Source organism: Anaerobacillus alkaliphilus (genome assembly GCF_004116265.1).
GTDB lineage: Bacteria > Bacillota > Bacilli > Bacillales > Anaerobacillaceae > Anaerobacillus > Anaerobacillus alkaliphilus.
In genome coordinates this window covers 175,481-190,360 of sequence record NZ_QOUX01000001.1, presented here as the reverse complement: position 1 = coordinate 190,360, position 14,880 = coordinate 175,481, and the positions used below count along the sequence as shown (strand labels likewise).

General features: G+C 36.9%; 17 protein-coding genes. 5 read left to right on the top strand and 12 right to left on the bottom strand.

Going from position 1 to position 14,880, the window contains the following annotated elements:
- Positions 1-105: 105 nt before the first annotated feature.
- The 3 genes from DS745_RS01005 to rnz form a co-directional block, all read right to left on the bottom strand.
- Positions 106-672, bottom strand: coding sequence for a cysteine hydrolase family protein (locus DS745_RS01005; RefSeq protein WP_129076345.1), 567 nt, complete (start codon positions 670-672; stop codon positions 106-108).
- 100 nt (positions 673-772) lie between these two features.
- On the bottom strand, positions 773-1,033 hold the full coding sequence (locus tag DS745_RS01000; RefSeq protein WP_129076344.1) for a DUF2524 family protein: 261 nt from the start codon (positions 1,031-1,033) through the stop codon (positions 773-775).
- An 84-nt stretch (positions 1,034-1,117) separates the two neighbouring features.
- Entirely contained in the window at positions 1,118-2,056 is a 939-nt protein-coding gene (gene rnz / locus DS745_RS00995; RefSeq protein ID WP_129076990.1) for a ribonuclease Z, read from the bottom strand.
- 223 nt (positions 2,057-2,279) lie between these two features.
- On the opposite strand from rnz, the gene cbpA reads away from it, so the two are divergent.
- Positions 2,280-2,909: a cyclic di-AMP binding protein CbpA gene (cbpA, locus tag DS745_RS00990; RefSeq protein ID WP_129076343.1), complete on the top strand. Its 630-nt coding sequence runs from the start codon at positions 2,280-2,282 to the stop codon at positions 2,907-2,909.
- Positions 2,910-2,969: 60 nt separating this feature from the next.
- Complete coding sequence (locus DS745_RS00985; RefSeq protein WP_129076342.1) at positions 2,970-3,476, top strand: ferritin; 507 nt, start codon at positions 2,970-2,972, stop codon at positions 3,474-3,476.
- Between the two features lie 35 nt (positions 3,477-3,511).
- On the opposite strand, the gene DS745_RS00980 is transcribed toward DS745_RS00985, so the two are convergent.
- The 3 genes from DS745_RS00980 to racA form a co-directional block, all read right to left on the bottom strand.
- Positions 3,512-3,802, bottom strand: coding sequence for a hypothetical protein (locus DS745_RS00980; RefSeq protein ID WP_129076341.1), 291 nt, complete (start codon positions 3,800-3,802; stop codon positions 3,512-3,514).
- A 92-nt stretch (positions 3,803-3,894) separates the two neighbouring features.
- Positions 3,895-4,725, bottom strand: a complete 831-nt coding sequence (locus DS745_RS00975; protein ID WP_129076340.1) for a sulfurtransferase — start codon at positions 4,723-4,725, stop codon at positions 3,895-3,897.
- A 73-nt stretch (positions 4,726-4,798) separates the two neighbouring features.
- Positions 4,799-5,344 carry a chromosome-anchoring protein RacA gene (racA, locus tag DS745_RS00970; protein WP_129076339.1) on the bottom strand — a complete coding sequence of 182 codons (546 nt, stop codon included), beginning with the start codon at positions 5,342-5,344 and terminating at the stop codon, positions 4,799-4,801.
- A 196-nt stretch (positions 5,345-5,540) separates the two neighbouring features.
- On the opposite strand from racA, the gene DS745_RS25320 reads away from it, so the two are divergent.
- A complete protein-coding gene (locus DS745_RS25320; RefSeq protein WP_277750891.1) occupies positions 5,541-5,663 on the top strand; it encodes a hypothetical protein in 123 nt (40 codons plus the stop codon).
- Positions 5,664-5,685: 22 nt separating this feature from the next.
- Here DS745_RS25320 and DS745_RS00965 read toward each other — a convergent pair whose 3' ends face one another.
- Positions 5,686-6,666: a DUF2515 domain-containing protein gene (locus tag DS745_RS00965; protein ID WP_338324503.1), complete on the bottom strand. Its 981-nt coding sequence runs from the start codon at positions 6,664-6,666 to the stop codon at positions 5,686-5,688.
- 135 nt (positions 6,667-6,801) lie between these two features.
- Here DS745_RS00965 and recU point away from each other — a divergent pair, with 135 nt between their 5' ends.
- Together recU and DS745_RS00955 are read left to right on the top strand one after the other, a co-directional pair.
- The gene (gene recU, locus DS745_RS00960) at positions 6,802-7,410 is read left to right on the top strand and encodes a Holliday junction resolvase RecU (RefSeq protein WP_129076337.1); all 609 of its coding nucleotides are present in this window, start codon (positions 6,802-6,804) and stop codon (positions 7,408-7,410) included.
- Between the two features lie 19 nt (positions 7,411-7,429).
- On the top strand, positions 7,430-9,937 hold the full coding sequence (locus DS745_RS00955) for a transglycosylase domain-containing protein (protein ID WP_129076336.1): 2,508 nt from the start codon (positions 7,430-7,432) through the stop codon (positions 9,935-9,937).
- Positions 9,938-9,996: 59 nt separating this feature from the next.
- On the opposite strand, the gene DS745_RS00950 is transcribed toward DS745_RS00955, so the two are convergent.
- The 5 genes from DS745_RS00950 to DS745_RS00930 all read right to left on the bottom strand — a co-directional run bounded on the left by DS745_RS00950 (position 9,997) and on the right by DS745_RS00930 (position 14,825).
- Entirely contained in the window at positions 9,997-10,503 is a 507-nt protein-coding gene (locus tag DS745_RS00950; RefSeq protein ID WP_129076335.1) for a YpoC family protein, read from the bottom strand.
- Entirely contained in the window at positions 10,490-11,158 is a 669-nt protein-coding gene (gene nth / locus DS745_RS00945; RefSeq protein WP_129076334.1) for an endonuclease III, read from the bottom strand. The genes DS745_RS00950 and nth overlap by 14 nt, the downstream gene beginning before the upstream one ends.
- Positions 11,159-11,205: 47 nt before the next feature.
- Positions 11,206-11,907 (bottom strand): DnaD domain-containing protein, encoded by a 702-nt coding sequence (locus tag DS745_RS00940; RefSeq protein WP_129076333.1) that lies wholly within the window; start codon positions 11,905-11,907, stop codon positions 11,206-11,208.
- Positions 11,908-12,225: 318 nt separating this feature from the next.
- Complete coding sequence (gene asnS / locus DS745_RS00935; protein WP_129076332.1) at positions 12,226-13,515, bottom strand: asparagine--tRNA ligase; 1,290 nt, start codon at positions 13,513-13,515, stop codon at positions 12,226-12,228.
- A gap of 122 nt (positions 13,516-13,637) precedes the next feature.
- Entirely contained in the window at positions 13,638-14,825 is a 1,188-nt protein-coding gene (locus DS745_RS00930; RefSeq protein ID WP_129076331.1) for a pyridoxal phosphate-dependent aminotransferase, read from the bottom strand.
- Between the last annotated feature and the right edge of the window lie 55 nt (positions 14,826-14,880).

Here is a 14,880-nt window from a genome sequence, read left to right as displayed (position 1 = left end):
TGAAAAAGAGGCAACTCTTAGTATGCCCCTGTCTTCCATCCGTTTTTAGTTGTATTCGGTAAGGCGACGAAATTTCCTGCAATTAAACTATATGTTCACATAACTTTACGAATTTTTGCGAACTACCTTCGCCCCTAATGCAGCAGTAAAGTGATTAAGTGCCCATTCGTGTCCAGACTGAGAAAAACTCTGAACAGCATCTTCGTGCACGACAATTTGGAAGCCTTTATTATATGCATCGACAGCTGTGTGAAGAACACAAATATCAGTACAAACCCCTACCAAGTGAACTTCTGTAATATTCCTCATTCTTAGTCTCATTTCGATGTCGGTTCCACAGAATGCACTATACCTTGTTTTATCAACCCAATCTACTTGAAGATTCTTACTCTGTTGAAGTTGTTCGTAATAGCTACCTAAACGTCCATACTGATCTCTTCCCTTGCTATTCCTCAAATTATGAGGTGGATATAACTTTGTTTCAGGGTGATAAGGATCATCTTTTTCGTGTACATCTACTGCGAATAGTACATAATCGTTAGATTCAACAAACTCTTTAGTGATCTCTGTAATTCTTTCTTCTATATCCTGAGCTGGCTTACCACACGTTAAACTACCGTCATCTGCGACAAAATCATTCGTATAATCAATGATAAGTAAAGCTTTCATCAATCTTCACACTCCTTTTTACTAGATTATAACAATATTGTTCAGTTGGTAAACAAAAGAATAACACATATACCCAACAAAAAAAGGCTGTCAGACACAGCCTTTAAATTCCTAATATCATTTTGTTTTGCATTTGATTTACTTGTTGTCTTGCTCTAGTAAGCTCGTCTCTTTGTTCTGGTGTAGCACTTGAGAGAAGCCGTTCAATTTGCATGTTTACCTGTTCAAGTTGTTGTTGTGCCTCATCATACTTTAGTTCATCTCCGCCTTGAACCTGTTTTGCGGAATTTAATTGACTTTCAGCAAATTGCAAAATTTCATCTACTTGTTGTAACTGTTGTCTAATTTGATCGTGAGTCCCCATTAATAAAACCTCCTGAAATGATCATGAACTTCTAAGGTTAATGTGGCATTATTACGTTCAATTTATTCTGGAGAACTTTTCAAATTAGAGACTACTGACATCACCATTTTGTTTAACAAGATATGTTTCTAAATCATTTGGAATAAATGTAGGTGTAAAAATGGCTGTTGCTTCTTCAAGTAGTTCTTCTACACCCTTTGAATATCTTGAGCTGATATGATTTAAAAATAATGCTTTTGCTCCACTCTCAACTGCAAGCTTTGCTGCTTCATACGCTGTTGAATGATAATGTTCAAATGCTAATTGCACATCTTTATGCAGAAAGGTCGCCTCGTGTATTAAGATATCAGCATCTAACGCTAGCTTCTTTTGATTTTCACACGCTCTCGTGTCTCCTCCAACAGCGATAATTTTCCCTCTTTTCGTAGGTCCAAGAAAATCTGTACCAGTTAGTTCTAAGCCGTTATCCAATCGAACAGTTTCGCCGCACTTCAGCCTTTTATAAATTGGTCCAGGAAGTATGCCTAATTTTTTTAGTTCGTCCACATATAATTCTCCGGGTATATCCTTTTCGATTATACGATAACCAAAGGAAGGTATCCCATGCTCAAGTTGAATTGCTTTAAACGTAAATGTGTCAGTTTTACAGATAGTACCCTCTTCTATTTCGTAAATTTCAAGTGGATATCTGACATACGTGTTTGAGATTGACAATGTTTTCTCAATAAATTCTTTAATACCCTTTGGCCCAAATATTTGCAGTTTAGAAGTGGCCCCTTGAAACGACCGGCTACCAAGGACGCCAGGTAACCCATAAATATGATCTCCGTGTAGATGAGTAATAAATATTTTAGAGATTTTATGTAACGTTAGTGACGAGTGTAGCAGTTGTTGTTGTGTCCCTTCTCCACAATCAATCATCCAACATTCATCTTCATATTGAAGCATTTGGACAATTAATGAACTAACATTTCGTTGTTTAGAGGGTATTCCTGCACAAGTGCCTAAAAATTGTAGCTTTATCATTAGTTTTTCTCCTCTATCGTTCCTTGTGTTTATCTTACAAATTTTTTTGTTGCATCGCAAATTTATGGACTATGCACAAATACCAGTTTGAGGAATATATTATGTGGGAAAAAGTAATCATACCTAAATATTCATATTTCGTTCTTATTATAAGAAGGAATTTGCACTATCTGTCTAGTATAATATAGGTATACCTGAAAAAATTTAGGAGGCCACCCCTATGCAAATTAAGTACAACGCTATTCCAAAGAAAGATGTTAAAGTTTGTACTGAAGATTACACGATTCAAGAAGCATTAGAAGTACTAGAAGAAACAGGGTTCCGCTGTATTCCAGTCTTAGACAAAGACAACAAAAAGTTTATGGGTAATATCTACAAATCAAGAATTTACGAATATATGGTGAAAAACGCTGGGCCAATTACAGATAGTATTATGAAATTAATTAGAGACGAGGATATCGTTACATATGAAGATTCGTCTTTCTTTAAAATTTTCTTCACAATCAAAAAGTACCCTTACGTGGCAGTATTAAAAGAAAATGGAGACTTCTCTGGTATATTGACACATGCAAACGTTATGTCACTTCTTGAAGACTCATGGGGTGTAAAAACTGGTAGTTATGCTCTAACCATTTCAACACATGAATATCAGGGAGCTTTAAAGAATATTGTTACAATTATTAAAAAATACTGTAACATCCAAAGCTTACTAACATTGGATAATGAAAGTACCTTCTTACGAAGAGTAATTGTAACGTTACCGAAGGATACTACAGAAAAACAATTCCATGAAATCGTTCAGAAGCTAGAAAGAGAAGGCTTCCGGGTTTTTGATATAGAAAAATTTTAAAGAAATTTAACAGGTATGTTATACTGTTAAAACAGTATTTTTATAAGGGGAGTTTTTTAAATGGTAAGTGAAACTTTAGTAAAAGCTTTAAACGATCAAATGAACTTTGAGTTTGAATCAGCACAAGTTTATCTAGCTATGGCAGCATACTGCTCGTCTGAAAGTCTGGATGGATTTGCAAACTTTTTCCTTGTTCAAGCAGAAGAAGAAAGATTTCATGCGATGAAGTTTTATAACTTTATTAATGACATTGGACACAGAGCAGTAATTACAGGTTTCGAGGATCCAAGTAATGAGTATAAGTCAGTTCTTGATGCTTTCGAAAAAGGGTTAGCACATGAAAAGTCAGTTACGAAGAAAATTTACAATATTGCAGATATTGCGTTAAACGAGCGTGAGCACGCAACTATGACGTTCTTAAAATGGTTTATTGAAGAGCAAGTAGAAGAAGAAGCTAGCTTTGATACGATCATACAAAAATTAAGACGTATTGAAAATGACAGCAATGCTTTCTTTATGTTAGACAACGAATTTGCTGGACGTACATTTACACCACCAACAGTGTAAACCAAAAAGCCCCATTCTATTGGGGCTTTTTTAGTTTAAAATAGAAATGCTAAAAACAAAAACGCAACAAAAGTTGAAAAGCACATCCCACTAACACTAAAGATCCATTTTCTGCGGAATGAAGCCTTGATACCATATAGATCAACAACTAAATAATGAATTAGGACACAAATTCCAAGAAACAGTAATAGAAATAAATAACCTAAGATATGTACAGAGACTGCTTGAGAAAGTAGTAAGAAAACAGCATATTGCAAAACAAAGTACCCTGAAATAATAAATACAACATGCAAGAAAATAATTGTAAACAATAATTTGTAATTCATTTAATCACCTCGTGGAGTCGTTTCTCCTCCATTATCGGTTACTTCTTAACCTTCCATACAGAAAAAATAAAAAAGGTAACCTTCTCGGCTACCTATTTCTCTATTTGATTTTCCGGATAGGAAATCCAATCACTCCAACTACCTACATATAGTCTTACATTCTCATAGCGTAAGGATTGGAGTGTTAAGACGTTTGGACAGGCTGTAACACCTGAACCACAGTAGACGATTACTTCTTTACCACGCTCAATCATCTTAAATCTTTCTTCTTGCTCCTCTGTAGAGAGCCAAGCACCATTGTTACTAACTCCCTCTTTCCAAAAAGCATTTTTAGCTGTTGGAATATGGCCAGCTTCTTTATCAATTAGCTCTTCAATACCTAAGTAGCGTATGTTCTCTCGACTATCAAGTAGTACTACGTTGTCTTTTTTGATTGCCTCTCTTACTTCTTCCATTGTACAAAGCATTTGCTCATTAATCTCCGTTTCGAAGTTTGCACTTGAAAACTCTTGAATTTCGTCTGTTACCGGAAAGCCACTATCTTTCCAACTTGAATATGAAGTATTTAAAACAAAGACATTCTTATGGCCAAGATAGCTAAGTAACCAAGCTAACCGAGAGGCCATTGCGCCTCCTTGATCATCATAGGCCACTACTGTCACTGTATGGTCAATTCCTACAGCTGATACTTTTGACGCAAATTCTTGTAGACTAGGAAGTGGATGTCTACCGCCATGAAGAGATTTCTGACCAGACATATCCTTTTCAAGATCAACATACACCGCATTTGGAATATGATCTGCAAGATACGCATCAAACCCAGCATTGGGTTTTCCTAATTCAAAGCGACAGTCTAGTATTCGTATATTCCCATCATTCATTCGTTCTCTAAGCCATTCGGCTGACACTAAATGTTTTAACATTGGACCACCCCACTACAAGTTTCTTCCATTGTATCTAATCCTTACAAATAGTGTCCATTAATTTTTTACAAACTTATAAAGAAAAAATACTCATTAATTTACTTTTTGGACGAGGCTTTCTATATTGCTCAGGCACGTTGTTTTCAACTCCCCCGACAACTTTCTTTTCCATCTCTGGGAGGTGCTGTTCAATTTTACTCATTCTTTCATCAATCTTTGTAATCATCGAAAATAAACTATCCAGTTCCGTACGATGTTGTAACACCTGATATTCCACAACCTCATCGGCCTTAACAGACAGCTTTCTTTCAAGCTGCTCAATATGAATCATTAATTGTTCTAACTTGTCCTCAAAAACATTGGCTGCAACCATCTTTTCTCTTTTCTCCTTTACAATCTGCACGGGATCATTTTTTTCGCGTATTTCCTTCATCGTAAACCCTCTATTCAGACGTTCTTTTATTTTATTAAGAGATTCTAATTCTTTCTCACCGATTAAGTAGTGACCCAATTCATTTGTTTTACATGGGATGTCAAAGTATTTGATCCATCTTTGAATTGTCGTCGGATTTACACCTAACTCCTCAGATACTTCTTTTGTTTTAAATACTTTTTCCATAACGCTGCCCCTTTCAAAACTAATTTATATAGGTAATTCTTTATCTATTTTTTTATACCTTCACCCTTGACAAAACTAGTTTTCGTTCGTCAAAGAAAGTGTAATTATGGCAAAAATTTATTTCTATTACATGAATTTTCAACATCGAGGAAAAACTAAGAAAGTAAGATAAACCTCTCTAAAGGGGGTGATACATATGAGTAAACGTAGCAAAGAACAAGTGAAAAAATCTCAAAGTAATGAAAAGCAACGTGAAATGGAGCCAAAACCAGGCTATGGTGATAAAAAGTTAGAGGGCCCAGATCGTCCAGCAGAATAACTAAGCTAAGAAAGGCTGACACTTATCGCGTGTCAGCCTTTCTTTTTAGTAATTGGAGTAATACGTGTTCTATCTTCGCTGCTAGCTCTAGTTGCTGTTGTTTTTTGTAATACCAGTCTGTTAAATCTACTTTTCTGATTACCTTTGGTGGCAAAAAGTACTGCTCAATCTTCTTTTGTTGCTTCTCACTATACCAATCCGACAAATTGCTTCGATGATGAGCAATGACGGGGTAAGTAGACCTAAGTGTCGGCGTCCGTTTTCTCTTGATCTTCTTCACGTATCTCTCATAATCATACCTTGAACCAGTATGCTTTACTTTTGACGCAAACTTACGTATTTCTTGACGATACTGAGGATGAAACAATAGCCAAGCTAAACGTTTTCCAAGCTCAATTCGGTTTCTTACTTTCGTAAATCCATGTACTGAATAACCATACAATTTGCCTTTTAGTGTAGGAAAAAATACGGTGCTAAAATGCAGTTTATCCTCGATGACATAAGGAAGACTTCGAAAGACTTTATCACTATAAAAAGGATCATCAATGACTGGTTTTTGAATAACATGTTGTTCATTTATGATAAGAGCCGTACAGAGGCGATTGATATCCTTATGAACCCAGAATTCCTGCCACTTTTCCTCCATGAATTTAGAGACATGAAAAAACTTCAATAGATGAAACAAAGGCTTTCCAGCATTTTTAGAGATTTCATAAAGACAAAGTTGTGGAAATGCGTCAAGAAAAATTAACCAGTTTGCTCTCTCGTATGTTAAGTACAATATCTCACGATAGTCTTGTGGAATAAGTTCACGAAATACCTCGCTCTCTAAATCAGTCATATTCCAACCCGCATTTCTCGACACAATACTTGCCAAATAGGCCCAAATGATTTCTTTGTTCCTTAAATAAAAATCATCATAAAATACGGTACGTGAAATATTATCTATATTTCCTTGCTCTGTAATTTTTTTGATTAACTCAATATACTTTTTCTCTTGCAAAGTTAATGTGAAAATTTTGTCAGCCCCCTACCCAATCTCCCCATATCTATTCAATAGTTTAAAAATATGGTATGATTTAATGATGTAACCAAGTTCTTTACATGTAGAAATACTCGAAAAGGGTGCAACAACCAAATGTCAATTCGTTATCCAAACGGCAAAGCCTACACGCCAGTTAACAAAGATCGTCATCAATCTAAAAAACAAAATAGTAGTATCTCCTATGGGAATCGCGGGATGAGCCTGGAAGAAGATATTAATAGTACTAACGAGTATTATTTGGCAAAAGGGATTGCCGTTATTCACAAAAAACCAACACCACTTCAAATTGTTAAAGTCGATTATCCGAAGAGAAGTGCGGCAGTTGTTCGTGAGGCTTATTTTCAGCAGGCCTCGACCACCGATTATAATGGCGTATTTAATGGTAAATATATCGACTTTGAAGCGAAGGAAACAAAAAATAAAACGTCATTTCCTTTAAAGAACTTTCATAAACATCAGATAGAACATATGAGACAAGTTCTCCTTCAGGACGGAATTTGTTTTACATTATTACGATTTTCTGTCACAGACGAAGTTTTTCTATTAGATGCTACACATTTATGTTCTTATTGGGAAGTTCAAGAAAAAGCTAGAAAATCGATACCTAAAACAGAGATCGAGAGCTTAGGTCACCATATCCCATTAGGTCTCTATCCTAGAATTGACTACTTATCAATCGTAAAATCTATTTATTTTTCTTAATTTGAAAGGAAGATGGATCATGTCAGAAGATATTCGTACAAGGCAAGGTCGTCGTAAACTAAAAGAAACAAACAATAAAAACTCCAGTGCAAAAAAGGGAGTTTGGAAAAAGATATTCATTGCTTTTTCAATTTTTATGCTTACCTTAGTGATCGCAGGTGCTGTTACCGTATTTTCAATCATTAAGGATGCACCATCCCTAGATCCAAGTAAACTAACATTAGCAAACAATCCAGAAATTCTTGATCAAAACGACGTTCTATTTACGACATTAAGTGCGTCGGAAAATAGGCGTTCGGCAAGTATTCTTGAGATCCCGCAGCTGCTTGAAGATGCATTTATCTCTGTTGAAGATGTACGCTTCCGAGACCATTTTGGTATAGATCTGCGTCGGATTGGTGGTGCCCTTAGGGCAAATGTGACTGGTGGGTTCGGAGCAGAAGGTGCTAGTACGATTACCCAACAGGTAGTAAAAAACTTATTCTTAAGTTCCGAGAAAAAACTCACAAGAAAATTACAAGAACAGTATTTGGCGATTAAATTAGAACAATCTTATTCAAAAGACCAAATCTTAGAAATGTATTTGAATGCTATTTTCTTTTCTGAAGGAGCCTGGGGAGTCGTCGAGGCTGCTGATCGCTACTTTAGTAAAAGCTTAGAGGAATTAACCGTTGAAGATGTGGCCCTACTAGCAGGAATTCCACAACGTCCTAATTTCTTTAACCCGTTTAAAAATCCAGAACATGCCCAAAAGCGTCGTGATACGGTTATAACCTTAATGGAGCGCCATGGGAAGATAACAGCTAGCGAGGCTGAGCGAGCCAAAGCTGTCCCAGTAGAAGCACAATTAAAGCGCTCAGAAAAAGAGTCTTATCCTTACTGGGCTTTCCTTAACCAAGTTTTGGATGAAGTTGAAGCAATTGAAGGCATTACAGCGAATGACATTTACACTGGTGGTTTGAGAATTTATACAACATTAGATCAAGAAGCACAAACATATGCTGATAATCTTCTACAATCAGATATTATTGAATTTCCTGACGATGCCATGCAAGCTGGGATTACACTCATTGATACAAAGACTGGCGCAATTAGAGCAATTGGAGGCGGCAGACAAAAAGACGCTGTTGCTCGTGGCTATAGCTGGGCGACTGATCCAAGACGTTCGCCTGGATCGACAATTAAACCCATCTTAGATTACGGTCCGGCGATTGAACATCTAAAGTGGTCTACTTTTCACCAAATTACGGATGAGCCACATCAATATTCAAATGGAGTTCCAATTAGAAACTTTAATAACAGATACTCGGGTAACGTCTCAATGCGGTTTGCACTGCAAAAATCGTTAAATATTCCTGCTTTAAAGGCATTTCAAGCTGTAGGCACTGATCAAGCAGCACAGTTTGGAAGAAGCTTAGGTATCCCTGTAGACACGATCCAAGAAGCCTACTCGCTTGGCGGATTTACTAATGGTTTTTCAACCTTAGAATTAGCTGGCGCTTATGCTGCCTTCGGTAATGACGGTGTCTACCATAAGCCTCATGCTGTTAGAAAAATTGTTTTCCCTGACGGACGGACGATTAACCTCGCTCCAGAAGGAACGATTGCAATGAGTGATTATACTGCTTTCATGATTACTGATATGCTTAAATCAGCAGTTGGTCCAGATGGGACAGGAAATCGGGCAAGAGTTGACGGACTTCCGATGGCTGGGAAAACAGGTACGTCAAACTTTGATGAAGAAGAAAAGAAGCGTTTTAATATTGATAATGGCGCCAAGGACATTTGGTTTGCAGGTTACACAACTAACTATTCAATTGCTGTATGGACTGGTTACAATACACCAAATGATGGCTATATTAAGTATGATGGAAAAAGTGAACATGTAGCCAAATATCTTTTTAAAGCGTTAATGACTGAGATCTCAAAAAATGTGGAAACACCCGACTTCAAACAACCTCCATCTGTCGTAAAAGTAGGGGTAGAACGTAAGACTGGTCTTTTACCAAGTCCTACAACTCCTTCTAGTGAAGTTGTTTATGAGTATTTTGTCAAAGGTACTGAACCAACTGATGTATCTGAGTTATTCGCTAAACCAGCTTCTCCACAGGATTTTATGGGAGAATATCACGAGGTTACAGATCAAATGATTTTAACTTGGACTTTTCCTAATGAGGAACGTCATAATTATGTATTCGAGCTTCAAATGTCAATAAATGATGGGCCATTCTCGGTTCTGTCTTTATCGGATGAGATGCAGCATATTATTTATAATCCTGAGGACGATGCTACCTACCGTTTTAGAGTCACAGCAGTTTCAATCTTAAATGAACAACTACGAAGTGACTCACAAGAACTAACCATCATTGTTCCACAAAAATATCAAGAAGTAGATGAACCAGAAACAGAAGAACCTGAAAGTCCAATTACAATTCCTAACCCAATAGACATCATTGGCGGTGGGAATGATGATGATGATGATGACGATGATGACGACGACGATGATGATAACACTGGCGGTAACTAACATCTAAAAGAATTTAACCAAAAAAGGATGTGCTTTCGATTAGAAGCACCTCCTTTTTTTTACTTTAATTTTGAAATTGCATATTTTTTTTGTAGCTCCACAAAAAGCTCCTTCAATTGGGTAAAGGCATGATGATGATTTGGTGCTGACAAGATATAGCTTAACCTTTCTTCAACATTCACAGGTTTGATTTTCAAATCCGATACAGCATCCTTAATTTGAACTAAGTTATGCACTGGTTGAGAGTTTGTCCAAAAGAGAAATGCCAGAAATATTTTAACCATTTGTTTCATTGGTACTAGAGCGCCTGCTCGGTCGCGCATTTGAAAAAAATTGGTGATCATAGGTTCGAGCTCTTTGCCCTTCCCAAGTAAACTAGGGATATACTTCTCTTTTTCTTCCCAAGGCTTTAAGCATTCCTCATTCAACTCCGACAGAATATCAAAGATTAGTGGCTCTTTATCAATTATTTCTTCAAAACTTGCTGTTAGGTCAAGTGAAACATCTATACGTTCCTCGTAAAATGGAGGTAATAGAAATGAGAGGGGAACTTTAATTCCTGTCATGTTTCGTCGTCCCCTTTAACCGTTTTTTCCCTTCCCGACAGAGATGTAACAACGGACAAATTTCACATTGAGGTGATTGAGCTTTGCAGTGATATCTACCGAAGAAGATAAAACGATGATGAGTGTCAGACCAAAGATTTTCCGGTATTTTACGCATCAGTGCCTTTTCTACTTCGAGGACGGAATCCTTCCATTTGCAAATGCCAAGTCTTTTACTAACTCGTTCGACATGAGTATCGACTGCAATAGCTGGAACTCCAAAAGCTACTGATGTCACTACGTTAGCAGTTTTACGTCCTACACCTGCTAACTTAACTAATTCATCCCGCTCCCTAGGGATCTCACCACCATAGTCCTCAAGAAGGGATAGACAGAGTTTTTTTATATTCTTAGCTTTATTTCGATACAACCCAATTCTCTTGATATCATTTTCTAGTTCTTCTAAGTGAACAGCTAAATAGTCCTCTGGTGTTTTATATTTCTGAAATAAGTCTTTTGTTACTTTGTTCACGAGAACATCAGTACATTGTGCCGATAACAGCACAGCAATCGTAAGTTCAAAGGGGTTTTCATGATTTAGTTCACAATGGGCTTCAGGAAACATCTTTTCCATCTCCACTAGAACTTCTTCTTCAATTTGCTTTTTAGTTAGCAATTTCTACCCCTCCTTTCAAGTTAATAAACCTAGGTTTTACTATTTCGTTATTCCTTCAACCAGTTATAGGAAGGAAACTTCTTTTTGGGCTCGGTTGTTTGTTGAGGTGTTGTTTTGTACTGATGGTTACGAAATTTTTGTCCGTATTCTTTTGCTTCTTGGATGGTTCGGACTCCATTTTTGTTCCATTCAATTAAAATCCGATCAATATAACGCAAATTTCGCTTACCGGATACTACACCTTCCATTAACGCAGCCTTTATAATACCAGGATTATACTGGTCTTGATCGATCCACATCGTAATTAGTTCACACTCCATTGGAGATAAGGGACGACCAAATTCGCTTTCAAATAAGTGATAAAGCGTACGTTCGTCCTCTTCTTTTTCTCTGTCTTCTTTATCTAACTTAAGCTCGTAATCCAACATTAAGAGCTTGTCCCATAGAGGAGCAAGAGAAAAAACCTCAGAGAAGTTATTGTTCTCATCTCTTCCTTCTTGAAGTTCTAAATATCCGCGTTTCATTAAGCTTTGTAAAACATCTAAACAATCTTTATCGGAAAGACTCATTCGACTAGCAAGTAATTCAGGTGTTGGAAAACTAGTACCCTTAGCCAAAAACGAAAAAACATGAACAAGAAGCATAGCTTCAGTTTCGTTAAGACCTAATTTTTTATAATCTTGAATTAGACGAGCAGGAATTGAAATTGTTCCTTCGTTTATCCAATTAATTAACATATCACGATCCATAATTCCACCTCAATTCCATTATATCATCATTTTTAAAAAAGGCAGTTTTCGCAAAGTTTATTTCTTTCGTAAAAATCCCAAAAGCCGGATTTTTACACAAATTACTAAGAATTTACCACTAATTTTGTAAGTACTGCTCTTTTCTTACATAATTTATTGGCTGATATCTTCATCTAGGTTATTTTTCCGATTATTTTAGGATAAAAAAGCCACGGTGTTACGAAAAGAGCCTTAAAAAAACGCGTAAAACACAAGCTCACAGTACCTAAGTCAAATGAAAAAACCCCGAGCTTCGGGGTTTTTTAGATCCTAACTTCTTTAAGGATATAGACGATTTAGTAAACGTGGGAATGGAATTGTTTCACGAACATGTTCTAACCCACATACCCAAGCTACAGTTCTTTCAAGGCCTAAACCGAAACCTGAATGTGGAACGGAACCATAACGGCGTAAATCTAAATACCACTTATACGTTTCTTCAGATAGATTGTGTTCCTTAAAGCGTTCTTCTAGTAATTCCATATCATCAATACGTTGACTTCCACCAATAATCTCCCCATAGCCTTCTGGAGCTATCATATCGGCACAAAGGACTACTTCTGGACGATTTGGATCTGGCTTCATATAAAATGCTTTGATTTCTGCAGGGTAGTTTGTAATGAATACAGGCTTGTCAAAGCTTTCAGCAATTGCTGTTTCATGAGGTGCACCAAAATCTTCTCCCCACTCGATTTCATGACCATTCTCTTGTAAAAATTTAATGGCATCATCATAAGAAATACGAGGAAACGGGCCAACTACTTGCTCTAACTTAGCAGTATCTCTACCAAGGACGCTTAGTTCAAGCTGACAGTTTTTAAGCACTGATTGAACCATATAGCTAACATATTGCTCTTGAACTTGTAAGTTTTCCTCATGGTCAACAAAGGCCATCTCTGGCTCAATCATCCAGAACTCAATTAAATGACGGCGTGTTTTTGATTTTTCCGCACGGAACGTTGGACCAAAAGAAAATACTTTTCCTAAAGCCATTGCCGCTGCTTCCATATACAACTGACCACTTTGTGAAAGATATGCGTCTTCATCAAAGTATTTCGTATGGAAGAGATTTGTTGTTCCTTCAGCTGAACTTCCTGTTAAGATTGGGGGATCAACCTTTGTAAACCCATTCTCATTAAAAAATTCATAAGTTGCACGAATTAACTCATTACGAACCTTCATTACAGCATGTTGACGCTTAGATCGTAACCATAAGTGACGATGATCCATTAAGAATTCTGTTCCATGCTCTTTAGGTGTAATTGGATAGTCCACAGCTTCATGAATTACTTCAATTCCTGTTACTGTTAACTCATAGCCAGATGGAGCACGCTCATCACTACGAACGATACCTTTTACATATAGTGAAGATTCTTGCGTAATGTTTTTTGCTAAAGTAAAAACTTCTTCTGCAACCTCAGCTTTTACAACCACTCCTTGGATAAAGCCTGTCCCATCGCGTAATTGTAAAAATGCAATTTTTCCACTTGAGCGCTTGTTAGCTAACCAAGCACCAATGGTAACCTCTTGATCTGTATATTTTCCAACTTGAGAAATAGTCGTCTTCACAAAAAATACCCTCCATAAACATTGTATCTATCTAATATGTATAATAAAGCAAGTCAACTTACTGACTTTTACCATTATACAACTGTTTAGATAGAGAATCAACGCTATGGAGGGTTGTAGTTCTATGCTTGGATATTATTTTTCACAAATCTTTCAATCCTAGTTAACGCTTCTTGAATTTGGTCTAATGAAGTAGCATAAGAAAGACGAACATTATCAGGCGCACCAAAACCGGAACCTGGAACCAATGCAACTTTTTCAACCTCAAGAATTTTTTCTACCCACTCATCTACATTAGCAAAACCGTTCATTTTAACGGCTTCTTTTACATTTGGGAACAAATAAAATGCGCCTTTTGGCTTAACACAAGTCACACCAGGAATACTTACCAGTTGTTCATAAACAACATCTAGACGCTCTTCAAAGGCAACTCTCATTGTATCAACAAACTCACTTTTCACATTGTAAGCGGCAATTGTCCCATATTGGGCCATTGTTGTAGGGTTCGACGTACTGTGACTTGCTAAATCTGTCATGGAGTTAATGATTTCGGCATCCCCAGCGGCATAACCAATTCTCCAGCCTGTCATTGAATGTGATTTAGAAACACCGTTGATAATAATTGTTTGTTTTTTTAACTGATCCGAAAGTTGTGCGATTGAAATATGAGTTGCTCCGCCATATACGAGCTTTTCATAAATTTCGTCAGAAACAATTAAGATGTCATGCTCTAAACACACTTCGCCAATCTCTCTCAACTCCTCTTCTGAATATAGGGAACCCGTTGGATTACTTGGTGAATTTAAAATAAATGCTTTTGTTTTATCAGTAATAGCTTCCTTAAGCTGTTGTTTTGTAATTTTAAAGTCATTCTCTTCTAAGCCGTCAATATAGACAGGGGTTCCTTCTGCAAGCTTTACTTGCTCTGGATAACTAACCCAATATGGAGTTGGGATAATAACTTCATCCTCTGGATTTAAGATTGCCTGGAATAATAAATACAAGGCATGCTTTGCTCCACTTGCAACAACAACTTCCTTTTGAGTATAGCTTAACCCTTGGTCATCTTGAAATTTAGCAATAATACTTTCTTTTAACGCAGGTAATCCCCCAGCAGGAGTATACTTTGTGTGACCGGCTTCCATCGATTTGATCGCAGCCTCAATAATATAGTCTGGCGTGTTAAAATCTGGTTCACCAGCACCTAGACCAATCACATCGTGGCCAGCTTCCTTTAAAGCTTTTGCCTTTGCTGTAATGGCTAATGTTGATGATGGTGTTAATGTTGAAACTCGTTTTGCTAATCTCATTTAATATTCCTCCCAATCCAACTAAGAAAAGCTTAAAGCGCCTGCCTAGCAGAAA